Annotated in this window: 27 protein-coding genes and 3 pseudogenes; 7 read left to right on the top strand and 23 right to left on the bottom strand. The window is 35.6% G+C overall.

Features of this window, described 5'->3' with window-relative positions; genetic code table 11:
* Nucleotides 1–249 precede the first annotated feature (249 nt).
* Nucleotides 250–846 carry a TetR/AcrR family transcriptional regulator gene (locus DEX24_RS12155; RefSeq protein WP_109306677.1) on the top strand — a complete coding sequence of 199 codons (597 nt, stop codon included), beginning with the start codon at nucleotides 250–252 and terminating at the stop codon, nucleotides 844–846.
* Nucleotides 847–970: 124 nt separating this feature from the next.
* Nucleotides 971–1,990, top strand: a complete 1,020-nt coding sequence (locus tag DEX24_RS12150; RefSeq protein ID WP_109306676.1) for a zinc-dependent alcohol dehydrogenase — start codon at nucleotides 971–973, stop codon at nucleotides 1,988–1,990.
* Between the two features lie 552 nt (nucleotides 1,991–2,542).
* Here DEX24_RS12150 and DEX24_RS17035 read toward each other — a convergent pair.
* Nucleotides 2,543–2,749, bottom strand: a complete 207-nt coding sequence (locus tag DEX24_RS17035) for a hypothetical protein (protein WP_146192992.1) — start codon at nucleotides 2,747–2,749, stop codon at nucleotides 2,543–2,545.
* Nucleotides 2,750–3,278: 529 nt separating this feature from the next.
* On the opposite strand from DEX24_RS17035, the gene DEX24_RS12145 reads away from it, so the two are divergent.
* Nucleotides 3,279–4,250: a tRNA dihydrouridine synthase gene (locus tag DEX24_RS12145; protein ID WP_109306675.1), complete on the top strand. Its 972-nt coding sequence runs from the start codon at nucleotides 3,279–3,281 to the stop codon at nucleotides 4,248–4,250.
* Between the two features lie 39 nt (nucleotides 4,251–4,289).
* Here the strand turns inward: DEX24_RS12145 and DEX24_RS12140 are convergent, their stop codons facing one another.
* Nucleotides 4,290–5,153, bottom strand: a complete 864-nt coding sequence (locus DEX24_RS12140; RefSeq protein WP_281288195.1) for a ribose-phosphate pyrophosphokinase-like domain-containing protein — start codon at nucleotides 5,151–5,153, stop codon at nucleotides 4,290–4,292.
* Between the two features lie 277 nt (nucleotides 5,154–5,430).
* Between DEX24_RS12140 and DEX24_RS12135 the strand changes: the two genes are divergently transcribed.
* Nucleotides 5,431–7,092 (top strand): FAD-dependent oxidoreductase, encoded by a 1,662-nt coding sequence (locus tag DEX24_RS12135; protein ID WP_109306673.1) that lies wholly within the window; start codon nucleotides 5,431–5,433, stop codon nucleotides 7,090–7,092.
* Between the two features lie 46 nt (nucleotides 7,093–7,138).
* Here DEX24_RS12135 and DEX24_RS12130 read toward each other — a convergent pair whose 3' ends face one another.
* From DEX24_RS12130 to gnd, 11 genes and pseudogenes are all read right to left on the bottom strand, one after another.
* Nucleotides 7,139–7,855, bottom strand: a complete 717-nt coding sequence (locus DEX24_RS12130; protein WP_109306710.1) for a dihydropteridine reductase — start codon at nucleotides 7,853–7,855, stop codon at nucleotides 7,139–7,141.
* A gap of 123 nt (nucleotides 7,856–7,978) precedes the next feature.
* Nucleotides 7,979–8,410: pseudogene (locus DEX24_RS12125) on the bottom strand (DUF1569 domain-containing protein); the annotation flags it as partial.
* A 57-nt stretch (nucleotides 8,411–8,467) separates the two neighbouring features.
* Complete coding sequence (locus DEX24_RS12120; protein WP_109306672.1) at nucleotides 8,468–8,977, bottom strand: YfiT family bacillithiol transferase; 510 nt, start codon at nucleotides 8,975–8,977, stop codon at nucleotides 8,468–8,470.
* Nucleotides 8,978–9,012: 35 nt separating this feature from the next.
* Nucleotides 9,013–10,251, bottom strand: coding sequence for a stalk domain-containing protein (locus tag DEX24_RS12115; protein WP_211310121.1), 1,239 nt, complete (start codon nucleotides 10,249–10,251; stop codon nucleotides 9,013–9,015).
* A 400-nt stretch (nucleotides 10,252–10,651) separates the two neighbouring features.
* On the bottom strand, nucleotides 10,652–11,029 hold the full coding sequence (locus DEX24_RS12110) for a PH domain-containing protein (RefSeq protein WP_109306671.1): 378 nt from the start codon (nucleotides 11,027–11,029) through the stop codon (nucleotides 10,652–10,654).
* Nucleotides 11,030–11,117: 88 nt separating this feature from the next.
* Nucleotides 11,118–11,420, bottom strand: a complete 303-nt coding sequence (locus DEX24_RS12105; protein WP_109306670.1) for an excinuclease — start codon at nucleotides 11,418–11,420, stop codon at nucleotides 11,118–11,120.
* A gap of 175 nt (nucleotides 11,421–11,595) precedes the next feature.
* Nucleotides 11,596–12,600: an aldo/keto reductase gene (locus tag DEX24_RS12100; RefSeq protein ID WP_109306669.1), complete on the bottom strand. Its 1,005-nt coding sequence runs from the start codon at nucleotides 12,598–12,600 to the stop codon at nucleotides 11,596–11,598.
* A gap of 26 nt (nucleotides 12,601–12,626) precedes the next feature.
* On the bottom strand, nucleotides 12,627–13,061 hold the full coding sequence (locus tag DEX24_RS12095) for an SRPBCC family protein (RefSeq protein ID WP_109306668.1): 435 nt from the start codon (nucleotides 13,059–13,061) through the stop codon (nucleotides 12,627–12,629).
* 212 nt (nucleotides 13,062–13,273) lie between these two features.
* Nucleotides 13,274–13,579: an ArsR/SmtB family transcription factor gene (locus DEX24_RS12090; RefSeq protein ID WP_109306667.1), complete on the bottom strand. Its 306-nt coding sequence runs from the start codon at nucleotides 13,577–13,579 to the stop codon at nucleotides 13,274–13,276.
* 61 nt (nucleotides 13,580–13,640) lie between these two features.
* Nucleotides 13,641–14,492 carry an alpha/beta hydrolase gene (locus tag DEX24_RS12085; RefSeq protein ID WP_109306666.1) on the bottom strand — a complete coding sequence of 284 codons (852 nt, stop codon included), beginning with the start codon at nucleotides 14,490–14,492 and terminating at the stop codon, nucleotides 13,641–13,643.
* A 605-nt stretch (nucleotides 14,493–15,097) separates the two neighbouring features.
* Nucleotides 15,098–15,997: a phosphogluconate dehydrogenase (NAD(+)-dependent, decarboxylating) gene (gene gnd / locus DEX24_RS12080; RefSeq protein ID WP_109306665.1), complete on the bottom strand. Its 900-nt coding sequence runs from the start codon at nucleotides 15,995–15,997 to the stop codon at nucleotides 15,098–15,100.
* 82 nt (nucleotides 15,998–16,079) lie between these two features.
* Between gnd and DEX24_RS12075 the strand changes: the two genes are divergently transcribed.
* Nucleotides 16,080–16,922: a MurR/RpiR family transcriptional regulator gene (locus tag DEX24_RS12075; protein ID WP_109306664.1), complete on the top strand. Its 843-nt coding sequence runs from the start codon at nucleotides 16,080–16,082 to the stop codon at nucleotides 16,920–16,922.
* Between the two features lie 44 nt (nucleotides 16,923–16,966).
* Here DEX24_RS12075 and DEX24_RS12070 read toward each other — a convergent pair whose 3' ends face one another.
* Nucleotides 16,967–18,301 (bottom strand): GntT/GntP/DsdX family permease, encoded by a 1,335-nt coding sequence (locus DEX24_RS12070; protein ID WP_109306663.1) that lies wholly within the window; start codon nucleotides 18,299–18,301, stop codon nucleotides 16,967–16,969.
* A gap of 227 nt (nucleotides 18,302–18,528) precedes the next feature.
* Here DEX24_RS12070 and gntK point away from each other — a divergent pair, with 227 nt between their 5' ends.
* On the top strand, nucleotides 18,529–20,058 hold the full coding sequence (gene gntK / locus DEX24_RS12065) for a gluconokinase (RefSeq protein ID WP_109306662.1): 1,530 nt from the start codon (nucleotides 18,529–18,531) through the stop codon (nucleotides 20,056–20,058).
* 88 nt (nucleotides 20,059–20,146) lie between these two features.
* Here gntK and DEX24_RS17860 read toward each other — a convergent pair.
* Both DEX24_RS17860 and DEX24_RS12055 read right to left on the bottom strand, forming a co-directional pair.
* A pseudogene (locus DEX24_RS17860) lies at nucleotides 20,147–20,296 on the bottom strand (transposase); the annotation flags it as partial.
* A gap of 15 nt (nucleotides 20,297–20,311) precedes the next feature.
* Nucleotides 20,312–20,596, bottom strand: coding sequence for a hypothetical protein (locus DEX24_RS12055; protein ID WP_109306661.1), 285 nt, complete (start codon nucleotides 20,594–20,596; stop codon nucleotides 20,312–20,314).
* A gap of 221 nt (nucleotides 20,597–20,817) precedes the next feature.
* Here DEX24_RS12055 and DEX24_RS12050 point away from each other — a divergent pair, with 221 nt between their 5' ends.
* Nucleotides 20,818–20,970, top strand: a complete 153-nt coding sequence (locus DEX24_RS12050) for an IS3 family transposase (RefSeq protein ID WP_109306660.1) — start codon at nucleotides 20,818–20,820, stop codon at nucleotides 20,968–20,970.
* Between the two features lie 137 nt (nucleotides 20,971–21,107).
* Here the strand turns inward: DEX24_RS12050 and DEX24_RS12045 are convergent, their stop codons facing one another.
* From DEX24_RS12045 to DEX24_RS17780, 7 genes and pseudogenes are all read right to left on the bottom strand, one after another.
* Nucleotides 21,108–21,602 (bottom strand): hypothetical protein, encoded by a 495-nt coding sequence (locus DEX24_RS12045; RefSeq protein WP_109306659.1) that lies wholly within the window; start codon nucleotides 21,600–21,602, stop codon nucleotides 21,108–21,110.
* 547 nt (nucleotides 21,603–22,149) lie between these two features.
* Nucleotides 22,150–22,374, bottom strand: a complete 225-nt coding sequence (locus tag DEX24_RS12040; protein WP_109306658.1) for a hypothetical protein — start codon at nucleotides 22,372–22,374, stop codon at nucleotides 22,150–22,152.
* A 578-nt stretch (nucleotides 22,375–22,952) separates the two neighbouring features.
* Nucleotides 22,953–23,480 (bottom strand): hypothetical protein, encoded by a 528-nt coding sequence (locus tag DEX24_RS12035; RefSeq protein ID WP_109306657.1) that lies wholly within the window; start codon nucleotides 23,478–23,480, stop codon nucleotides 22,953–22,955.
* The gene (locus tag DEX24_RS12030) at nucleotides 23,452–23,676 is read right to left on the bottom strand and encodes a hypothetical protein (RefSeq protein WP_109306656.1); all 225 of its coding nucleotides are present in this window, start codon (nucleotides 23,674–23,676) and stop codon (nucleotides 23,452–23,454) included. Before DEX24_RS12030 ends, DEX24_RS12035 begins: the two co-directional genes overlap by 29 nt.
* A gap of 184 nt (nucleotides 23,677–23,860) precedes the next feature.
* Nucleotides 23,861–24,307 carry a terpene synthase gene (locus DEX24_RS12025; protein WP_109306655.1) on the bottom strand — a complete coding sequence of 149 codons (447 nt, stop codon included), beginning with the start codon at nucleotides 24,305–24,307 and terminating at the stop codon, nucleotides 23,861–23,863.
* A 138-nt stretch (nucleotides 24,308–24,445) separates the two neighbouring features.
* The gene (locus DEX24_RS17240) at nucleotides 24,446–24,607 is read right to left on the bottom strand and encodes a hypothetical protein (RefSeq protein ID WP_170112932.1); all 162 of its coding nucleotides are present in this window, start codon (nucleotides 24,605–24,607) and stop codon (nucleotides 24,446–24,448) included.
* Nucleotides 24,608–24,654: 47 nt separating this feature from the next.
* Nucleotides 24,655–24,863: pseudogene (locus DEX24_RS17780) on the bottom strand (protein rep); the annotation flags it as partial.
* Between the last annotated feature and the right edge of the window lie 471 nt (nucleotides 24,864–25,334).

Raw genomic sequence — 25,334 nt, 5'->3', positions numbered from 1 at the left:
TTCCATTAAAAGGGTAATTATCATTTAAATTGAAATTACTTACTGATACGGCTGAGACTTATGTATAAAAACATGGTCCAATCTGAGTATAAGAAAAACCGAAATTGCGCTGTGTGACGCAGTTTCGGTTTTTTGTTGCGAACCCTAAAAAAGGTAGATGACCTATTTGTTCAGCCTCATTTTTTGTTTAATTACCTCGATTCATGTTATGGTTTTTATATTATTAACTTGCGAAATGGAGAGACATGCATGACTATCGAACAAACTGATTTACGGATAAAAAGAACAAAAAAATTATTAAATCATGCTTTTGTTGAATTGTTGGAAGAAAAACCTTTTGATAAAATTTCTGTTAATGCTTTGACAGCTGCTGCAGAAATTAACCGTGTAACTTTTTATCTTCATTATCAAAATATGGAGGATTTTATCGAGAGTTTCATCGATGAGTTATTTATCTCCATCGAGCATATATTTAACAAACAAAAAAATGAAACCATCTCCTTGCAAATAGAACTTCATATAATGGAAGAGTTTTTAACCTTTATTGGCGCTAAGCACAAAATATTCCGTTCATTACTCGTTTCAAAAAGTGTTCCTTACTTTACGACCCTTTTCCACGAACTTATTCGAAACTTCATGGTCATGGCAACAGAAGTAAATGACAATCAATTTAAAGCTTTAGAAGCGGATCAAGTCGAAAAAGATATCGCTTTTTGGTATTTTAGTTCCGCATTGATTGGTACCATCTCAATGTGGCTAGCAAGCGATTTAAAATACTCGCCTTCTTATCTTGCCACTCAAATTGTGAAGCTTAATCCTATGCGAAAAACGTCTATCATTGATTAATTAAACGACATATTCAACTGTTTTGTAGTATATTTTACGCATTGTTTTAAACTGTTCATTGCTCATTCCCACGTTATTTATTACGATGTGACTGTAGAAAAAAAGAGGAAATGAGGAATTTAAAATGAACAAGGCTGGAATTTACTACGGTCAAAATGATGTCCGTATCGAAGAAAAAGAGATGCCGAAAGCCGGTCCGAAAGATGTGATTGTACAAAATTTACGCAGTGGGATTTGCGGTACTGATATTAATATTGTAAAAGCGGGCTCTGATCAAATGGGGATTCGCTATGGTCAAGAATTCGGTCATGAATTTTATGGCGAGGTAATTGAAGTCGGCGCTGACGTTACTGATGTTAAAGTAGGTATGCGCGTTGGGATTAACCCAATCACCGCTAAAAAAGCAGGTGTATTCTTCTCATTAGAAGTGGGTGGCTTCTCCCAATATGTTCTTATTGAAGATGCAGCTTTAAACTATAATGTGTTTGAATTTGCTGAAACAGTAACACCTGAAGAAGGTGTACTAATGGAACCTATGAGCGTTGGATTCCACGGTGCATTCAGTATCAGCCCTAAAGTTGGCGAAACAATTGTCGTTTTAGGAGCCGGTCCAATTGGCCTTTCTGCAGCTGCTGGTTTAATCGGTGAAGGTATCGAAAATGTTATCGTCGTGGATCTTGACGAATTCCGTTTAGAAAAAGCACGTTTATTAGGTGCTAAAACAGTGAATACATCTAAACAATCATTAGCTGAAGGCTTATATCAATTTGTGGGAAAAACTCAAATGTACGGTATGGATATTCCGGATGTTGATGGATTCGTAGATACTGCGGGCGCGCCTCCACTTATTCACGAAGTAATGGAAATTGCGAAACCAAATGCACGTATCGCGATTATTGCAGTGTACAAAGCAGATGTGCCGTTTAGCCTTGCCCAAGTTATGAGCAAACAATTACGCATCTTTGGTGCAAGTGGTTACACAACAGAAGATATTTTGAAAGTTATCGACCATATTAACAACAAAAAAACTGATATTGCTACAATGGTGACAGACGTATATCCATTGGACCAATTATCACAAGCGTTTGATAAAGCAATCGCTATGCAAAATACAATCAAAGTAATTATCGATCTAACTAAATAATCTCTACCATCATACTTCCAAAATAAAGCATAGGGTCCTGTAGCCGGAACCTATGCTTTATTTATATTCCCTAAAACCCGCGCTAATCCTCTTTTTCGTGACGATATTTTTCGTTATCATGCTATTTTTGACACGGACAATGACGTAGGTATGATTTTAAAGTTATTTTCTTAACTTATACAGGTGTTACTTACCGCTTGGCTCGATTTACTTACCGCTTGACCTCATTTACTTACCGGTTGGCCTCATTTACTTACCGCTTGGCTCCGTTTACTTATCGGTTGGCCTCATTTACTTACCGCTTGACTCGATTTACTTACCGCTTGACTCGATTTACTTACCGGTTGGCTCCGTTTACTTACCGCTTGGCTCCGTTTACTTACCGGTTGGCTCCGTTTACTTACCGGTTGGCTCCGTTTACTTACCGGTTGGCCTCATTTACTTACCGCTTGGCCTATTCCCTTGATTACTCCCCTTTTCGCGGCTATATTTTTCGTTATCATGCTTTTTTGACGCGGACAATGACGTAGGTATGATTTTAAAGTTATTTTCTTAACTTATACAGGTGTTACTTACCGCTTGGCTCGATTTACTTACCGCTTGACTCGATTTACTTACCGCTTGACTCGATTTACTTACCGCTTGACTCGATTTACTTACCGCTTGGCTCGATTTACTTACCGCTTGGCTCGATTTACTTACCGCTTGGCCTATTCCCTTGATTACTCCCTTTTTCGCGGCGATATTTTTCGTTATCATGCTTTTTTGACACGGACAATGACGTAGGTATGATTTTAAAGTTATTTTCTTAACTTATACAGGTGTTACTTACCGCTTGACTCGATTTACTTACCGGTTGGCTCCGTTTACTTACCGCTTGACTCCATTTACTTACCGGTTGGCATATTCCCTTGATTACTCCCCTTTTCGCGGCTATATTTTTCGTTATCATGCTTTTTTGACACGGACAATGACGTAGGTATGATTTTAAAGTTATTTTCTTAACTTATACAGGTGTTACTTACCGCTTGACTCGATTTACTTACCGCTTGGCTCGATTTACTTACCGGTTGGCCTCATTTACTTACCTATTAGACTATATTTTTGAGCATTTCCTTGTTCGTAGTGAAACTATATGCTTTTTTGACGCGGACGATGGATGATGGAGCTATGATTTTAATTGTTTAAAAAGAAATAATCTGTGCAAGCATAGGAAAAAAATGATACTATTTAGGTCGGGTATATGATTTAATCCGCTATAAATGTTGTATGAGGAGAAGATTAGACGATGAAGAATGAAGACAATTTTTGGCTTGATTTACCAAAGCCATTTTTTATATTGGCACCGATGGAAGATGTTACGGATGTTGTATTCCGCCATGTGATTGCTGAAGCAGGTCGTCCGGATGTGTTTTTCACTGAATTTACAAATACAGAGAGCTTCTGCCATCCGGAAGGGATTTACAGTGTACGCGGTCGACTTACCTTTACTGAGGATGAGCAACCACTTGTTGCACATATTTGGGGTAATAAGCCTGAAATGTTTAGAGAAATGAGCATCGGCTTAAAAGAAATGGGTTTTAAAGGGATTGACTTAAATATGGGTTGTCCCGTAGCTAATGTGGCATCACGCGGTAAAGGGTCAGGTCTTATTAATCATCCTGACACCGCAGCTGAAATTATTCAAGCAGCTAAGGCTGGAGGATTACCGATTAGTGTCAAAACACGTTTAGGTTATACAGAAGTGAGCGAGTGGCGTGAATGGTTAACACATGTCTTAAAACAAGATATTGCCAACCTAACAATTCACTTGCGTACACGTAGAGAAATGAGTAAGGTCGATGCACATTGGGAATTGATTCCTGATATTATGGCCCTACGTGATGAAATTGCACCACAAACTAAAATTACCATTAACGGTGATATTCCAGACCGTAAAGTTGGCTTGGCATTAGCTGAGAAATATGGAGTAGATGGCGTAATGATCGGCCGTGGGATTTTCACAAATCCATTCGCTTTCAGTGAAGATGATAGCGAACGCAGTGTCACAGATTATTTAAATCTACTGTTATTACAATTGGATCTATATGAACAATATTCTGGTGAAACACAGCGCCCCTACAATCATTTACATCGTTTCTTTAAAATTTATGTACGTGGATTTAGTGGTTCAGCAGAATTACGCAATCAATTGATGAATACAAAATCAACTGATGAAGTTCGTGCATTAGTAAATGATGTTTTGGCAACACAAATATAAAATCAAAAGAGACCTTGGTACTTTCCCAAGGTCTCTTTTTTAATTGTATAACTCATTTATATCTGGTAACGCATAGACTGTAATTTGTGGGTGGACTAATGCTTGTTCTAAAAAAGGCTGTAGTGCATCCGTCGTATATAATCGTGTAATATGGTGAAAGAAAGTACCACTATATAAATTATTTTCTGTATGTGTAACTGCTAATGAGATATCGTGAATTCCTAATGCTTCACATGCTTTTGCTAGCTGTAAAAAAGTCGTACCTCGACTGACAAGATCATCCACTGATAAAGCTTTCCTAATCGCTTTACCATCGCCTTTTACATTCAATTCTAATACCTCTCCTGTATCAAAATCACGGATTTTTTCACCGTATAATATACGGAAATTACTTGGAAAGGCTCCTCGATACCGTTCTTCAGCTCCCTTATCTGGGAAGACAATAACATCTAATTGCTCATCAAAACCCATATCATTCATCGCTAATTGAACAAGTTTATTGACATAGGACAATGAAATTACATTGTCTATTAACGCTAATGTTACTTGTGAATGTGCCTCTAGTACATACACCTTTTCAAAGTGCATCGCATTAATAAAAGAGGTAATATATTGCAACGAAAATAAATGCCGTCCTACTTTACGATCCATGCGAGAATACGGCATATATGGCATATACAATGCTTGTGATTTAAAGCCCTCCTCCCTTAACCATTGGGAGAGCAACAATAATACTACTAAATCTTCATTCGTTTCAAAGCGTAATGTCAACAATTGCATCTGGTCTTTTGCTGTTACTAACTGCTCTAATATTTCGGGAGACACACGCAATTCACCATTGGGAAAATGGTCTATTTGCAATGATTGTCCATTCAATAACATCAAATTCGCCACCTCCTTCATCATCATTGTGCTTTTATATTAAGTGATTACTGTCATTTTGTACATGTTAAATCAAAACATATTGTTATCAATAACAGTTGATTCTTTTTAGTTTTGCGCGTAATAACGATCATTATTTCATCCAAAAGAACGATTGTATAAAAAAAATTTATACCCCCTTCTATTTTACAAGTTGATTAATAGGAAGATATTAATTATACTGTTTGAAATAGGGTATATCTTCATTAAAGGGAATATATCGGTATTTCACTAAATTGATTAGAGGGGGATTTATATCATGGAGTGGGATTTTGAATATGATGTCATCGTTGTTGGTTCTGGCGCTTCTGGTTTTGCTGCTGCAATTACAGCTCAAAAAGAAGGATTACATACACTACTTATTGAAAAAGAAAAAACATTTGGTGGTGCTTCAGCACTGTCTGGTGGTGGCGTTTGGGTACCCAATAACCGTTATTTACAAGAAGCTGGGGTAGCTGATTCTTTTGACGAAGCCAAAAAGTATCTAGACTCAACCATTGGAAATCGAGTAAGTGATGACATCAAAGAAACTTACTTGAAACGTGGTATTGAAATGCTTGATTTCATGCATACCACCAGTCCGTATATGCGTTTTTCTTACGCAAAAAATTATGCTGATTATTACCCGAACCTTCCTGGTGGGAAAGGTCATGGTCGTTCCATTGAGCCTGATATTTTCGATCTAAATAAACTTGGTGATTGGAAAATACTTATGCGCCCACCCGCAATGGATACAAAAGGTTTTGTCATGAATGGACAAGATTTCGTTCGCGTTAACATGATTACGCGAACTTGGGCGGGGAAAATACGCTCGCTAACACTAGGCTGGCGGTTAATGCAGCATTTAGTACTACGTAAAGAACTAGCCGCGCTCGGCCAAGCTTTAATCGGTCGACTAGCTTTAGCCTATAAAGAGTTGGACGGTGAATTATGGGTTAATAGTGGGTTCAAAGATTTTATTTTTGAGGGTGATCGTGTTATTGGTATTACAATTGATAAACATGGCAAAGTCTTTAATATCAAAGCCAACCGTGGTGTGATATTAGGTTCCGGTGGCTTTTCACAAAATGCCGCCTACCGAGAAAAATTCCTACCTTCCCCAACAAATGTGGCTTGGTCTTCTGCACCTCCTGGCCAAACAGGTGATATTATTACACCAGCAGAAAAATTGGGGGCTAAGTTTGATTTAATGGATAAGGTTTGGGGTGCCCCCTCAATTATTGATCATACAGGTCGACCATTTTTCCTTGTAGCTGATCGTGGTATTCCAAGAATGATTATCGTCGATCAAGATGGTAAACGTTATATTAATGAGCCGACACCTTATCATGAATTTATCGATATTATGTATAAACATCAAGCTGCAACAGATAAAAAAGCGATTCATTCATGGATTATTTTAGATAAGCGTTCTAAAAAGCGCTATTTATTTGCTGGGCAGTTTCCTGGCCAAGATTTCCCACAACCATACTATGACAATGAAGTCGTTTTAGCAGGTGATTCAATTGCAGAACTAGAGAAAAAAATGGCCATTCAAGATGGTAATTTAACGGCAACAATCAAGCGTTTTAATGGTTTCGTTGATACAGGTAAAGATGCTGATTTTGGACGAGGTGAATCTGCACATGATCGCTATTACGGTGACCCAACGCTCGCTAACCCAAATCTTGATAAAATTGATGAAGGACCATTTTACGCATTAAAAGTATACCCGGGAGACATCGGTACAAAGGGCGGCGTGGTTATCGATAAATTCAGTCGTATTCTGAAAGAAGATGATACCCCTATTAAAGGTGTATATGCTTGCGGTAACTGTTCTGCTTCTATTATGGGTGAAGCTTATCCAGGCCCAGGTGCGACGCTTGGACCCGGTATGACATTTGGCTATATTGCGGCTAAACATTGCTTGGAAAATAAATAAGTAAAAAAGTGAGAATCCTGTATGCGGATTCTCACTTTTTTTATGCCTATGTAGTAGGCGTTGTAGGCAATAATATGTCACGTGACTGTTCATGTTTATCGATCATTATTTGTTGTGGTGAAATGCCTAAAGTGCGTAGAACTTCAATCGTTTGTTTGAGAAAGTCATCGCTCCCGACAATATAGAAATGACCTTGCGTATCAGCTGCTAATTTACTGACTTCTTCATAGTAGGTTTGACGTTGATCGACAAATTGCACAGTGAATTTCTTCTCTTTATTCGTCATGAAAAGATCCAAGAATAAGTAATTTTGAGAGGAATCAATATTTAAGGAATGGAGTTGTGTAACATATTGAGCATTCGCTAAATAAGCTAACACTAGGGGTCTAAATGTAGCCAATCCAACGCCTGATGATAATAAATAGACATTTTTATTTTGGCGTTTCAATGGAATATTTGAGTGCGTTTTAAAAATAGCCACTTTTTCTCCAACTGCCAAATTGCTTAAGGTTGCTTTAAATTCGGAACATTGTTCTTTTATTCTCGTTGTAATACCAATCGATTTTTCCTGTGGTACTGTTGAGATTGACATATGACGTATTAAATTACGATTAGGTTTGTCTCCAACATTAAAGCCCTCCAATGCAAAATGTGTATGAGAACCCTCTTCCCATGTGAAGCCCTCTGGACAATCCAGTAAATATGTTTTTACCTCTGGTGTTTCTTCAATAATTTTATTGATTTTCGTCCAATAAATTTGCATGATGATTCCCCCTTCAAATGATTGCGCTATCTTTAGTATACACTTATTGATAACTGTTCTCAATTGAATTTTTTTCATCATATAAAGAAGCTTATGAAGATGCACCTGCACATTAAATTGTTGTAAATGATGATCTAGATGTTTATAAATACCCATTCCCCATTGCTCAGCTGTCAGTTTTCCGAAAAAAGGGTGTGGATGCATTGAACAATTTTGAGGGCCCGCTTGCTGAAAAGTAATTATTTTTGCAATAAGCACTTGTCGTTCACTTTCCAAATTGCATTCTTCAGTGATTATAATTGTTGGAATGGTCGACAAATTATGTGGTAGTGGCTTATCATTATACATCATTGGCTTGATCAATCGACCGACAAGCCGTCCTATATTACTTCTAGTTGGGTAGGCCTCTCTCATTGGAATCGCCTGAAATGATGTACAGTGGGCCATCATTTGAGCAACTGTCATTTTGCCCCACTGTCGCTCACTTTTTTCATTTAATTGCTGGATTCGCCTTATCATATCCTGTGCATCATTGGCTTGAAATATGGATTTCATCATACAACTCCTAACATGTTAATGTAAAAATGAGCAACCGCTATGGGCTGCTCATTTTTATTGGGCTAAGGCATTTTCAATATGCGCTAAATGATGTTCTTCATGCCAAGCTAATTTTGCAAGCTTTGTTGATACAGCAATTTCACCATTTACTTGATGGATGAAGCTTCGTTTTAATTGTTCTGCCGTTAGAGACTTACCAAGCGCCACTATTCGTTCATTAATTCCTTCTAGCATTTTCACAGAACTTTCTACCGGCAATTTTGTATCTGGTTGAATCGCCCAAACCTCCTCTAAAAATGCAGGAACTACTGGCTGATCCTCCGTTAACGCAAGCTTTAAACGCTGATACATATTCAATTGAGAATCTGCAATATGATGGACTAATTGACGTACCGTCCAACTGCCATCACGATACGTTTTAGCTAATTGTTCATCTGACAACCCATCCACTACAAGTCGTAATCGAGTCGCATAACTAGCGGTCTCTTGCAACCAAAGCTGAACATCATCTAGCGTCACCACTTCTGGTACTTCTAACTGACCAATCGGAAAACGAATATCCATCTAAATAACCTCATTTCTATTTTTAATTTTAGGAATTATCTAATTTTAATAATTGTAAGATTATACTTCATTACTGTATCTTTAGCAATTGCAAAACCTTTTAGCGTGACGTTAAGTTGATGTTTTATCTTAGTCCCCTTCTTAAAAATTAATATACCGCTTGTCGCTAAATTATTTTGTGTAGCGTCTGTTTCTACTGAAAACAACTCATCTTTCATTCCATCAATTTGGAATTCAGATGCGTAACCAACTGGGCGATCAAAAGCTACGTTATAAGAAATATAGTAGACGCCATCTTCTTTAATTGTCAATTCATCTCTGTTGCCAGAAAAAAATTCAGCATCAACGTTTTTAGTGTCTAAAGTCAGATCGAAGCGGTATTTATTGTCAATATTCGTACTAGTATTAACATCATTGGCAAGTATAATATGATTCACATTTGCATATTTTATCGCAGCTGCCTCTCCTTTTGGTCCTGCTGGTCCTGTTGGTCCTGCTGCTCCTGTTGGTCCTGTTGGTCCTGTTGGTCCTGCTACTCCTGAATCACCTTTATCGCCTTTTATTCCTTGAGGCCCTATTGCTCCTGAATCACCTTTATCGCCTTTTATCCCTTGAAGCCCTGGTGTTCCTGAATCGCCTTTATCACCTTTTATCCCTTGAGGCCCTATTGCTCCTGAATCGCCTTTATCGCCTTTTATCCCTTGAAGCCCTGGTGTTCCTGAATCGCCTTTATCACCTTTATCGCCTTTTAAGGCCAGTTGATTAACTACAAAAATTTGTTTCTTTTGAACATCCCATTTTACGCCCGCACCATATGAATTAGCAACTGGTTGGAGAGGGATAAAAAGTTTTTTATTGAATAAAAAGGGCGTTAATTTACCGCCATTCTCATTTTTTAATGGTAAATTTTTATTCATTAAATTTATAGTTGTCTCGGATTTTATGCCTTTAATTTTTTGATTTGAATTGACAATAGTTTTCTTTTTTGAAACCTGTGTTTTGCTAGTTGTAAATTTCACAATTTTCTTTTTAGCATCCCACTTGTAGTTCATATTCAATAGATAACCAACATCATCTAATGACATATAAATTGTATTATTACTAAAAACTGGTATCATTTTATTATTAATTCCATTTAAACTGATTGTAGTTGATTTAGCTTGACCCACTATCTCTGATTTTGCAAAAGTGTCATTGTTAGTCATAGTAAAAGTAGCTAGTAAACAAATTATAGATAAAACTACTATTTTCATTCTATTTTTATTCTGTATCATCTGATTTCCACCTTCCATTTATACCGATAATTATAAACTAACTATTCATTCAACATACTTGATTATATAAGAAAATTACTATTATCATGCTTAATTAAAAATTATGATGAAAAATAGATAATTTTAGCAATATTTCATATTTTATTGATTGAAGTTAGCAGAAAATCAATAATTTATACATGTGAAATCACAAAAAAAGAGCCTGGTACAGAACAAAAATAGTATGTCTCACATACGAATAATCAAAGCAATAGGAACGCAGTGACGAGGTGTTTGAAGCCATGTCCACGGAAAGCATTTTTCGAAGCCGAAATGGATTGAAATGAAAAAGCCCGTATGATTTCGAAAAATCATACGGGCTTTTCTCTGTTGAAAATACGTTTGTCTCAGGCTCTTTCGCTTAAAGTATAGCTGTTGCCAACGCTTTTTGTACGTTGATAATATTAGCATCTTTACGGAACATTAATTGTTCTGCTGGTAGTTCGCCACTGGAAATCCATATTTTCAATTCTGATTCTAAATCAAAATGCCCCGTTGTTTCTACACTGAAGCGGGAAATAGATTTGTAAGGAATCGAACGATATTCTACCTTTTTACCTGTCATACCTTGTTTGTCAATAATGATTAATCGTTTATTTGTAAAAACGATGAGATCTCGAATCAATTTGAATGATAAATCTACCTCTTCATTGATAATCAAGACATCTGCCAATTCTTTAGCAATCGCGTCGTTTGACTGCGTTGTCGCATTGCCTAATATACCACTAAATAAACCCATAGTTCCTCACTCCTTTTGTATTATACGATTGACAGCGTATAAGGTTCCCCACAAATAGGTAAGTCACTCCTCTTAACGTCCCATGTTATTAGCCTTCTACCATAGTCGCTTCAAGAGCAGCAGTTATATCATGTGCACGCGCTAAAATAGCCGGATGCGAAATGGCTACGAACAGCTCACCATCGAAAAAGCGGAATGGTACTTGCACTTCATCAATTTGCCACATGAAGAAATGACCTGTTATTTTCATTTGTACATCATCTTTATTTACAATAAATGAATCATTGTAAATAAAATCAGGCTGCGTAGCGAAAAATAATAAGCTTTCTTCTAGCGTAATTGTTGGCTGTCCCGCTTCATCAAGTCTTGTAATTTTATAACGTGTATTCATTTTATACTCTCCTTCAAAATCTTTATTCTATTATTATAATCGCTAGGTTTTCTATTAGCAAAAGTCTTCTTGAAAAATAACAGATTATTATGTACTGCCTATAGGCTAAAAAAGAATATACGATGGATGATTTAGTAAATCAAACGCATATCTTCTTTTGCCTGTAGGTTTTCATTTATTTAGTAGGTAGTGGTGCATGCTCAGATATTAAGTTTTCATCGCGCATTTCTTGCCAAAATGCTGTTGGAATAACCGTATTCAATGCTGCTTTATCTTCAATTAATCGTTGTGGTTTACTAGCACCTGGAATAACTGCAGCTACAGCAGGATTTGCTAATGAGAATTGTAATGCTGCCGATTTGATACTAATACCATGACGATCTGTAATCGATTTTATTTTATTTACTTTTGCAATAATTTCAGGCGATGCTTTTTGATATTCAAAATGCGTACCACCAGCCAGGATACCTGAACTGTAGGGACCGCCAACTACAATATCTACATTATTTTTATAGGCTTTAGGCATCAAGCGTTGTAGGGCATAATCATGATCTAATAACGTATAACGCCCTGCTAACAATGTAACATCTGGTTTTACTTCTTCTAAATCTAATAATAATTCGACAGGCTCCGTTTTATTGACACCCAAACCCCAGCCTTTAATCACTCCTTCTTCACGTAATTTGGCTAACACTTTAAATGCACCGTTGCGGGCTGTTTCAAATTGAGCAATCCACGCATCACCATAAAAATCCTGTGCAATATCATGTACATAGACAAAATCTAAATGATCTGTTTTTAAACGTGTCAAACTCTCTTCAATTGAACGCAATGTTGCATCCGCACTGTAATCGTTGATTATTTTATTGGTGCGACCAAATTCAAAAAGTCCACCTTTTTCACCTAAATCTCTTGTTGAAGGATCTTCTAATTCATCTAAAATAATACGCCCTACTTTTGTGCTTAACAGGTATTCATCACGATTACGTTTTGCTAGGGCTTCTCCTAGGCGACTTTCAGCCAATCCCGCACCATAAAAGGGTGCAGAGTCAAAGTAACGAATCCCGTTATCCCAAGCCGCATCTACTGTTGCAAAAACTTCTTCTTCTGAAATACTACGATACATATTACCCAATGGTGCTGTGCCAAATCCTAATTTACCTGTTAATAATTCTCTCATTTTAAAAACTCCCTATTCTTATTTGTTTAGTATGAATTTTTACATAAAAATGCTGCTTTAATCGCTTTTAAACCATCTGAAAATATACCATTAAATAAAGCTATTACTTCTTCATCCGTCGCATTATGAATTGGTGTAAACTTACCCGACCATTCCACTAAAGATGTATTTTTTTCACCTGCAACTTCATGTACTTGAAGTGTGGCTAAATAGTTTGTGACAGGAAATGGCGCTTGTAAAATCGAGTAAGAATAGGTGCGAGCTGCATTATCGAAAACTTCTAATTGCTCGATAATAACATGACCATCTGGATTAGCTAAATGTCTGATACGTCCACCCTTTGTCACCTCACTACTTGGAATATAAGGTAACCACTGAGGTAAAGAATCAAAGCCGCCAATCAATTCCCAAACTGCGTCAGGTGATGCTTCAATGAGTAAAGATCTTGTTGTTTTTGCCATTGTATATAACGCCTCTTTTATAGTAGTAGTTTAAAACTACTTTATTTTATTAGTGCATCGACCAATTAAGTGTGTCTGTCACCTCCTTAAAATATTTAGACATATTCCGAAATGACGATGTGATAATGTAAAAAAATATACAATTCGTCATATTGCGTTTTAACGATGTGATGAGCCAAAAAACAAAAGAATGAGCGCACATGATTTACCACCTATAAATCATGCTCAACTAATTCTTTCAGTTGCTGAAATGTTTCTTCATTTCTCTTATAGTATGTCCATTTTCCGCGACGGCTTGTCGTAACAAGACCTGCACGATTTAAAATGGCTAGATGCTGTGAAGCAGTCGATTGTGTAACATTTAGCTTCTCATGAAACTGTGTGACACATACACCTACATTTTCAAAGTCATTAATATCTTGACTAGGTGGAAAATGTTTTTCCGGCTCTTTTAACCACTCTACTATTTGCAACCTTGTTTCATTCGATAGTGCTTTAAAAATATCAATTGGTTTCATACTCGTATTATATCGTCATTTGCCGATATGTCAAGTTCATAAATATTATTATATCGTTTTTTCACGATATGTCAATATGTTTTTCCCATATGCGTATTTCCTGTGCGACCAATTGAGGATAGTCCCAGTGCGGGTAATGTTGTGTATTTGCTAAACCAATTATTTTTAAGTCCGACAATTCATTGCTAATATTTTTTAAACCTGCTGCAATCGCTTGATTACCAGCGGGAACCGTACCGTGAAATAAAATTACAGGACATTTAATACTCGCATAGGTCGTCGTACAAGGTACTTTATAAAAAGCTTTCATTATTGCCAAGACACTTGTAACATCAGATTTTAATACGTACTGACCATTTTTTTGGATTAGGGTACTTCGAATCGCTTCATCTAGCTCTACATCCCATTTGCGTGTCGTATAACCTTGGAAGTCCTTTCGAATCGCTTGCCAAGAAGAGTATACACTACCTTCTACAAAAGACTTCCAACTTGTCAATGTTTCTTCTTCCGTCGCTGTAAAAAAGGTCGGAAACACGTATCCACCATCCACCAAAAGAAGGCCACGTGTTTTTTCAGGATATTGTTTTGCCATATGTAAAGCTAGATCTGCTCCCCATGAATGGCCCATTATGTAAAATGGTTCCGGCGTAATTTGTTCAACGACCTGTTTTATCCTTTTTACTAAAATAGAAAAATCATATTCCTCTTCCTGTTCAAATGCTGCTGACTGACCATGCCCAGGTCCATCAATCAACAATAAGTGAAAATCATCCTTCAAATATGCCACTAATGGAATAAAACTATACGCATCATTCGTCAAACCATGACAGCAAACTAGAACCGGTTTCTTGTCATTCCCTACCATGTATCCATTAAACAAATAACCATCTACAATCGTTTGAAATTGTTTCATTCTGTTCACTCCTCTTATCTTACACTATCATTTGTTCTTTTATATAAAAACCCACTCTATAAGACTATATTCTTTTTTAGCTGTATTTTTCTATATTAGTAAAATACCCTAATGAAGAGGCCTCTATTCTAAAAAGACTATGACCTTATTCGTATCAGTTAGGCAATAAATCTGTGAAAAAAGTGTGGATGCATCTATTTTAAGCGATTTGTCATGTATTCAAAAGGATTAGCGATTATTATATAAAAAGCTTTTAATGCATAGGCGACCACTTATCTAGATACTAGCGAACGGTAACAAGACCACAACAGGCCGTTTAGCTGTTAAATAGCCATCCTTACAGATAGTTGTTCATAATTCATTTGAGCAAAACGATGCGCTGTGTTCTAAATTGTTCTGATATTATATAGGCAATCATTTTCTACCCGCCGGCGATTCAGTTATTTCCTTTTGGGCGACTTTTTTCTCAGCAATTCAAATATAAATGACTTGGTGGCATTGTGCTTTTTGCATTACATACCACAACAAATCGTATAAAACCTAAATAATAATAAAAAAAACCGTATATAAACAAATTGTTTACATACGGTTTTGAAAAGATTCTATTATTTTTTAACGACTGCGTGGCCACCGAATTCATTACGAAGTGCAGCAACTACTTTGCCGGTGAATGTATCGTCTTCTTGAGAACGATAACGCATCATGAGAGCAAGTGTTGTAACTGGTACTGGCGCTTCTAATTCTAAAGCGGTTTCGACAGTCCATTTACCCTCACCTGATGAATTCATAACACCACGAATTCCTTCAAGTTTTGAATCTTTAGAGAAAGCATTTTGTGTTAATTCCATTAACCATGAACGGATTACCGAACCATTATTCCAAACTTGTGCGACCTGCTCATAATCGAAATCGTATGGGCTTTTTTCTAGTACTTCAAAGCCTTCTGCGATTGATTGCATCATGCCGTATTCAATACCATTGTGAATCATTTTTAAGAAGTGACCGCTACCTGCTTCACCAGCGTAGACATAGCCATGCTCCACACAAATCTCTTTGATGAATGGTTCGATGTGATTGAATGCTTCTTTGTCGCCGCCGACCATCATACATGCACCATTTAATGCACCCTCTGTACCGCCTGAAGTACCGATGTCCATAAAGTGAATGCCTTTTTCTTCTTTTAACTGTTGTGCAAATGCGATTGATTCTTTGTAATGTGAGTTACCACCATCAATCAGAATATCACCCGCTTCAAGATATTGCGTAATTTCTGCAACTGTTGATTTTGTAATATCACCTGATGGGACCATTAACCAGACAATGCGCGGAGTTGGTAATGCTTCCACAACTTCTTGCATCGAAGTAAAACCTTGACCGCCTTGTTCTTTAAAGTTTGTCACCGCTTGTTCATTTACATCAAAGGCGTTAACTGTATGCGTATGTTTCATTAAATTCAATCCTAAGTTGAAGCCCATTTTCCCTAAACCGATTAATCCTACTTGCATTCTAATTCCTTCTTTCTTTTATCACCCTACATTGTGATAAGTGTTATAATTTTTTTATTAAGCACAATAAAGGAGTTTTACTATGCCTCATTCTACGTTTCGTAAAATTCAATCTACATATCCCCGTTTAAGTAAAACGGATCAGCTCATTGCTGACTATATTACCGCCAATGATCAACAAGTCGTTCATATGACAATTAGTGAAGTTGCGACACAATTAGCCGTTGCAGATGCAACGATTTTCCGTTTTTGCAAACGCATTGGATACAATGGCTTCCAAGATTTGAAAATTGCATTAGCAAAGGAAAAAAAACCGATTCAATCCATTCACGATGAAATTTCTGAACAAGATGATGAATTCACAATTGCCCAAAAAGTGTTCCAATCAAACATTCAAACGCTACAAAATACACTCACTTTACTAACGCAAGATACGATGACCGTCGCGATAAATGCACTAAACGACTCAAAAAGAATCTACTTTTTTGGTTTAGGTGGTTCTGCAATTATTGCCATGGACGGCTATCATAAATTCATGCGTACAAATAAACCAGCATTTGCTTTTATTGATTCGCATTTTCAACTGATGTCCGCTTCCCAACTAACGAAAGATGATATCGCGGTGATTATCTCACACTCTGGTAAAAATAAAGATACCTTACAAATTTTGATGACTGCAAAAGAAGCAGGTGCTAAAACAATTGCGATTACAAGCTTCCCACGTTCCCCTATTGCGACAAAAGCAGATATTACTTTGCTGACTTCTTCCGAAGAAACAGAATATCGCTCAGAAGCATTGGCATCACGCATTGCACAATTAAGCATTATTGATGCACTCTATGTGAACTTAATGGTTAAAAATAAAGAACAAAGTGACACTGTCTTACAAAATATTCGCAAAGCCATTTCGAAAACAAGACAGTAATAACAAGTTGAGGGGTGAACAACTAGCGTTCGCCCCTTTTTATATTAAAGAATTGAATTGAGGAACATTGCCATACCAAACGCTGTGAATGACAGAATCGTTTCTAGCAATGTCCATGTTTTAAATGTTTCATTTAATGTTAAACCTAAGTACTCTTTGACCATCCAGAAACCAGCATCATTGACATGGGACAGCATTAAAGAACCAGCGCCCGTTACAATTACTAACAAGGCTAAGTTTACATCTGGCATCGTCGCTACGATTGGTGCAATAATACCAGCAGCAGTTGTTAATGCCACTGTTGCTGAGCCTGTAGCAACACGTATTAGACCTGCGATTAAAAAGGCTAAGATCAATGGAGATAATGACATATCTTGTGCCATATTACCAATCATTGTTCCGACACCTGAATCGATGAGGATTTGTTTGTATCCTGAACCAGCTCCAATAATAAGCGCGATTGAACCAATTGGCATTAGACAATCTTCCAGGAATAGTTTAACTGTTTTACGATCACGTCCACGCATATAACCAAGTAAGTACGTTGCTGCAAATACTGCCACTAACAATGCAATTAATGGTTCTCCAATAAATTGTAGAATATGTTGGACTGTTTCATTGCTCGTAATTTGTGTTTTCAATGTACCAATTACCATTAAAATAACTGGCAATAAAATAATGAAAAATGAGGTGAATGTACTCGGAGCTGTAATGCCATCATCCAATGTACTTTTTGCTTTTAATAAATCCGGCTCACCTTTTGGTTTCACTACTTTTGTAATTAATTTTGCAAAAATAGGTCCGCCTAAAATACCGGCAGGAATCGCAATAATTAATGAATAAAGTAGTACAGTACCGATATCTGCTCCATAAATACCAATTGCTGCTACAGCACCTGGATGTGGTGGTACAAGACCATGTACGATTGATAACCCAGCAATTGCTGGCAAACCAATGACTAAGATATTTTTCTTAGTTGATTGTTGTATTGAAATAATAAGTGGTAATAAAATTAAAATACCTACTTCAAAGAATACGGGTATACCTACAATAAATCCTGATGCAAACATTGCCCAGGGTAATTTTTTTTCGCCAAACACTTTAATAAAGAAATTAGCGATTTTCAATCCTGCGCCGGATTCTGCTAATAGCTTACCTAACATCGTACCTAACGCTAAAATACCGATTAAGTGACCCAATTGTCCGCCGACACCTGTTTCAAAAGATTTAACAATTTGAGTGAAATCCATTTTAGCAAAAATTGCTAAAAATAGACTCGCAACCGTTAAACTAATGAATGCATGCCATTTGAAAACGGAGACACCAACGATTACAAGAACAATTGATAAAATTGTTATAATTAATAAATATGGATCCATAATGCACCTCCAGTTATTGTAAGCACTTTCATATTTATATTATACGAAATAAATTTTCTTATTTCAAATGTTTTTGAGAAATATTTTTTCATTTTTAATAAGAATCTACTATATATCGTGTTGCAAACACTTTCATATTGCTTGCTCTTTATGTAAAATAAACATAGAAATAATTTTTCGTTAATAATATATAATTATAAAATTAATTTTCCGAGGAGAGGTTTATCATATCTACTTATTTAGGCGTTGACATCGGAACTACCGGTACAAAAGCGTTATTATTTAATAATAAAGGGGAAGTTTTAAACACAGGACGCGTAAACTACCCATTGCTTAGCCCTACACCTGCAGTAGCAGAACAGGAGCCAGATGACATTCTAAAAGCCGTAAAAAAAAGTATTAAAGCGGCCGTATCCTTAGAAGGTTATGATGTCACTACATTACAATTCGTATCATTTAGTGCTGCCATGCACAGTGTCATCGCTATTGATGCCTTTGATACACCTATTACAAAATGCATTACATGGGCAGATAGCCGCGCAGTGAAATGGGCCGACCAGATTAAAGAAACATATGGTCAAACTGTCTATATGCGTACGGGTACACCCATTCATCCTATGTCACCATTAGCGAAAATCACTTGGTTACAACATGATGAACCTGACATTTTTGCACGTACTGCCAAATTTATTGGCATCAAGGAGTATGTTTTCTACAATCTATTCGGTGAATATATTGTCGATCACTCCATTGCCTCTGCAACAGGTTTGTTCAATCTAGAAACAAAAGATTGGGATGCGGAAGCCCTGAAAATTGCCGGCATAACAGCTGAACAATTATCAAAACTTGTCCCGACTACTACATCAATCACAGGATTGAGCGAAGAAATAGCTGATAAACTAGGGATTCCCGCAACAACACCATTTATCATTGGTGCAAATGACGGCGTACTATCCAACCTAGGCGTAAATGCGATTGATCCGGGTGTTGTAGCTGTCACAATCGGGACAAGTGGTGCAATTCGTACCGTGACAGATAAACCACTTACCGATCCAAAAGGTCGTATTTTCTGTTATGTCCTGACGGAAGATCACTATGTTGTTGGTGGTCCTGTCAACAATGGCGGGATGACCTTACGCTGGGTTCGTGACGAACTAGCTCCATCAGAAGTTGAAGCCGCCAAACGACTTGGCATCGACCCATATGAAGTACTAACAAAAATTGCTGACCGCGTTAAGCCTGGAGCGGATGGCTTGTTATTCCACCCTTACTTAGCCGGTGAACGTGCACCATTATGGAATGCCAATGCACGTGGTTCCTTTTTTGGACTTGGCTTGCACCATAAACGTGAGCATATGATTCGTGCCGTCTTGGAAGGTGTAATCTTAAATCTGTATACCGTTTTATTAGCATTGGAAGAGCTAATCGGTGTACCACAGAAAATTCAAGCAACAGGTGGCTTTGCTCGTTCAGAACTTTGGCGTCAAATGATGGCCGACATTTTCAACCAACCCGTAACCGTACCAGAAAGCTACGAGAGCTCATGTCTTGGCGCAGTTGTACTTGGTCTTTACGCAACCGGCGAAATTGAAGACTTCTCCATCGTCTCTGAATGGGTTGGCGGCACATACCATCATGAACCCATCAAAGAAAATGTTGCCATCTACAACGACCTAACACCGATCTTCATTCGCCTTTCCCGTCTACTAAACGATGAATACAACTCCATCGTCGACTTCCAAAATAAATGGGTTTAAAAAATGATGGGGTGATGTGCTTTGCCTATCCCCCTCATCCTAAATGAACACCGATTTTTCATACTCAATATGTAATAATTTTTTTACTTTAAAGTGATTGAAGCGTCCAAAGCCAGAATAGGCATTGCGCTTCATCACTTTTTTTATTATTGATTTCCTCCAAAAAGCCATTAGAATAAGGAAAAAGAAAACTACTGAGGATCTCTACTTGCCAGTTTTCAAGTGTTTTAATCGCTTTTAAAAATGCTGGAACCTACGCTACTTCTATCTTACGGTAAAAGGCTTCTAATCTCCGTTTCACTTCTGCTACATCTTCAATTGTTTTAGCCCAATCAAACCATTCGCAATAGGCCTCTTTTAGTTTATATGCCTGCTTCAATTCTTCAGATATTCCAAAATATCGATCGACATACCAGAATTCCCTTTCGTTAATCGTATCTTTGCGACGATCCGGTAGAATATCTAGCGCTTCATGTATTTCCGCATTCGCAATCACCAGTTGGTATGTTTTAATTACTCCATTCCCCTCAACAACCATTCCAAGGGGCGTGTTATTATTCCACCTCTAATAACGTTTCCCAATTATTTTAAATTTTTCATATATCAAGATTGATCATTATAGAAATATTCGTATGTTTTATTTCCAACTATTTTTATTAAGCGCAAACCATTTTCATCATATAGGTAAGAATCGATTACATTGAATAGGCTACACGAAGTTAGACAGAATAAATCAGGGGTTGTAAACTAAGTTCAATAATGAAAAGGAGTGTGCTACTGAGTCAGTCCACATCGCACTTTTCTACTCTGGAGCAACTGGAAGTTGAAATGAATGATTACGTTCATTGGTCTAATAACATCCGTATTCATGGATCTTTGCATTATTTAATGCCCATGGAATTTAAGTTGTAACCCTCTTTTCAGTTTACTGTTGCCAATCTAGTTTAAAGAGAGTGAAGTGAACGAAATGACAGCTAGAATAGATTTTGTATGGGAACAGAAAGAAAGAAACAACAAGAGCCTTTGGAAATTAATCCATTGGCTCTTGTTCATTCATTAGCTTTCATTTCATTTTTTATAGATAATAATGCCTCTTTTAAATCAGATTCATATTTTCCATCACTTAAATAATTAATCAGGTCAACAAATTTATTTCCTGCATTATAGAACTCATTTAAAAATTCCGTTTTGTTACAAACTAGAATTTGGTTTTCTAGAGATAATATTAATTCTCTATTTGAGCTTGCTTCGAATTTTATTTCTAATGGACTATTCGGATAATAAACTTCCCCATACCCTTCTTTTAAATAGTCTTTTAAAGCATTTTTATAATAACTCCATAGGGGGGATATCTCATCTGCTTCTTCAAATTCAACAATTTCTCCATTTTCCCCATTTCTAAATGTAATCGTTCCATCTAGATTTAAAAATCCATCTTCCATAAAATCTTTTTTTCGTTTTATAAAATCTTTTATCCTCTCTTTTTCATCTAGACTAACAAATTCATCTTCATCTTCAATATAAATATAAGTGTCTATTTTCATCATTAACTCCTTTACTTAGCAACATTACAGGCTATATTTTCTCTATCTTTTATTGATAATTTAGAATAAATAACGTCTATTCTCTTACAATCTGTCTACTATTTAGGATGGTGTCTTACCCATATATGTTTCATATCCTTTTTCGTTAACTTCTATTTTTCAAACCCCATTACCTAAGTAGCTCTTTTACATTTTTAAAATGTAGGTATGTGTTCCTTTAGACATCCAACTTCTATATGTCTGTTTTCTTTTCCAGCAAATAAATTTATACCTTTATCAGGTTTACAATAATCATGTTTTTGAAATTGAAGTGATGGTGAAAACACCCAAAACAAAGAAATATATTGAGAGAATTGTCCATTGAAGAATACAATCAATTTCCGCTCCGAAAAATGCTTTCCGCGGACATGGCTTCAAACGCCTCGTCACTGCGTTCCTGTGGGGTTTTCAGCTCATGCTATTCCCGCAGGAGTCGTTTTCTGCGCGTTCAATTGATTTGATTATTCGTATGGGAAACATACTATTTTTGTTCTGTCCCCAGCTCTTTTTAATTATGCTTTTGGGTATTATTTTTATTTCTATTTTTTATTTCTAGTGCATGTTTTTTTATTTCATCATCACTTTTAAAAGCTTTTTTTAATTCTAAAATCCCGAATATTAACATAAAAATCGATGATGGAATAAAAATTATTAAAAATAATATACTAGTAATTTTGTTAAGTAAAAATAATGTTATTGTTATTGCTATTATTAGACTAGTATATTTTGACATATTAAATTCCTCCTTTAAAAACAAAAGGTTCTTTTTTATTTAAAAATATTAATTTTATATCATTGGAAGTGATAACATAAATTGGTTTTTTCATAAAATACGAATGAAAATGATAAAAATATTTTAATTGAGTATAAAGAAGGTAAATTTGATTTAAATTTATCTGAAGGTCATAAATTAGTAACATCATAGGATTATTTTAAAGATACTCTTGTTGATGAAAATAATGTTATTCAAAGTGTTTCTGGTAAAGCATAGGCAACAGATGATAACGGCAAAAAAGTTCCTACAAAATATAAAATTGTTGATCATACATTAATTCAAACTGTCGATTTTAATGATGATATAGCTTTCCCTGTTTTAGCAGATTCTGATTGAGTTGCTATTGGTGCATGTGCAACGGCTTGATCATGGTTATTGCATCTAATCTATTTGCAGTAGTAAAAATCATTAAAGTATTAGGTGGGTTTAAAAAGCCTGCTAAATTAATAGTACGTGCAAAGACTTGAGAGGGAAAAATCCGTGCTGATGGATCAGCGTTTAAAATTTTAGCTTCTGAAATTAGTGAAGTTGACGAATTATACGTATGTACTAAATTTTTTAAATAATAATGAAAGCTTTTTTAATATTGTAGGTGTCAACGGTAAATCGCAATAAAAAGACCACCTATTTCTGCATAGTCTTTTTAAAATACTTGTCAGATGAAAAATAAATGAGTTTATATAACGAATATTTAAAGCAGATTTTATAAGAGCCTTTTCAGAATTCGTAGCTATACTATGGGCAACTTCTATAGATTTACTATACATAACGCCATGCCCCAATGAACAAGAAGATGTCGTACAACTAATATCATATGAAGTATTTGTTGTAAGAACAAATACTAACCAAGGACAGAATGAATCTCTTGGTGTAATTAACGGTTGATCATCTTCTTCAATACCACTATTCGTTTCATCTTTATCTGATTCATAATATAAATCTTCGTACGCTTTTGATGTTAATTCTAATAATTCAGCTGACTCTGATGAATAAATTTTTTCGTTTTCATTAACTTCAACATATACACTTAGTAAGTCAGTATTTTTTTTTGAATAATTTAACAAAAAATATCGAAACCAAAAATAATACACCTAAAACAAAACAATACATTGGATAACTCGAAAAACCATAACTTTCTATAACATTAATACCTACACCATGTGCTGTTTCTAAAAAAGCTGTAATAAATTCCGTTGAAAATAATAAAAGAACACCCATTAAAAAAGAAAGTCCAGCTAATAAAATAAACACTTCGATCATTCCAACACCCCTTTTTCTAATTATAAATTACACTATGTTGAATAAATAAATAATACCCATTATATCAGTAAAATTATTCCAAATCTAATGATAATATCGTTCTGTTGCAAAGTTAAAAATAAAAAAGTATTTCTATTTCTTTGGCTTTTTTTGTATCGTGGATGTATTGTTTCAATTTATTTAATCAATCTTGTGATAAATACATCCAACTCGAATCATTAATTTCATTTTCATTCAAATTCACATCTGATTTTACACACTCTAATAACCTTTTAAAAAAAGGAATTGTATCCACTCTAAATTCATTATCATATAAATCTTTAACAACAAAGTTTTTAAAAATCATAGTTGTTAAATTTGTAATATTTAATAAATCGTTGAAAAAGTTCTTCAAAAATAAACTATCTTCTTCATTTAATTCCAAATCACTGACAAATGAAATTTTAAAAACATTTAAAATTTCATCAATATCTTCTTCATTCATATAACAAAAAGGATCTATTTTTTTATCTTCATGAGAAAGTGGTTTTCTAGTATCCTCAATAACTATATAACTAACAACATTACGATTTCTTAAAAATTCAAATAGCTCTAAATCTCTTGATTTAAAAACTCTAATAAATGATTCCATATAAATAAAATCTCCTTTTTTTATCCAACTTTCCTTGTTTTTCCGCCTCTTTTTTAAATACAAAATAAAATTATAAATATATTATCGAGTAAAATATTTTCAGAAGTATAAGTAAGATAACGCCCTGTAGAAACACCTTCACTTTTTTTGTTCTATGTAGTTTTTACAATGCGCTCTCTTCAACTGATCCAAATCTTTTACATCTTGCTCTTTAGCCCATTTTACAAAATTGTATGAAACAGATAAAGCTTTTTCCATTGCATTCTTCAAATTTCCTGTTAAATAATCTACATATTTCACTGAACATTTCACCGTCTCTTGATTTGTATTCTTTTTCTTGCTCTTCACTTTTTATACATCATCAATCTTCGAAAACCTTTTGCCATTTCTTTTAAACTTCCATCTAATTCTTCACCTGAAAAAACATTTTTCAATGACAAAGTTAAAAACAACCATCGCGCTGTTATTTAGTCACATCAAATTCTAAAATTTCCACGCAACTCGAAACACGTACTGCCTTTTTAAAATTAAGAATCTCTAATAACTCAAACATCATTTAAGTTCGATTAAAAATAGTTTTATCTATTCATTTAACAACGGAAGAGTTGAATAGATCAACAATAAAATTAAAGTATTAAACTGCATTGCTTATGGTTAACGGAACTTCTTTAACTATCGAAATCGTATTTCATTCACTTCAAACTCAAAAGAGCGAGCCATGTTTCACAAATGAAACGCAACTCGCTCAAATTAGTCGGCTCTTTTATTTAGTTGAATATCTTCACCGACGTCATTTGACAAAGAGCCTTTTAACTACAGGTGAATAAATCCCATGAAATTAAAAAAGTGCCAAAATCCTTATCTATCAAGGATTTTGACACTCTATGAAATCAGTTGATTTCGTACTATGGAGCCGGCGGTTGTTCAGTCCACCAAGTTACAAAATCCTTCAATATCAACGTTTACAAGGGTTTTCTGACCATTTAAAATTGCTCTCACAAAGGAATTAATAAGGTTTTACTTATTT

The sequence above is a fragment of the Kurthia sibirica genome, from assembly GCF_003143975.1.
In the GTDB taxonomy this organism is placed as follows: domain Bacteria; phylum Bacillota; class Bacilli; order Bacillales_A; family Planococcaceae; genus Kurthia; species Kurthia sibirica.
This window is presented reverse-complemented; position numbering and strand designations above follow the sequence as displayed.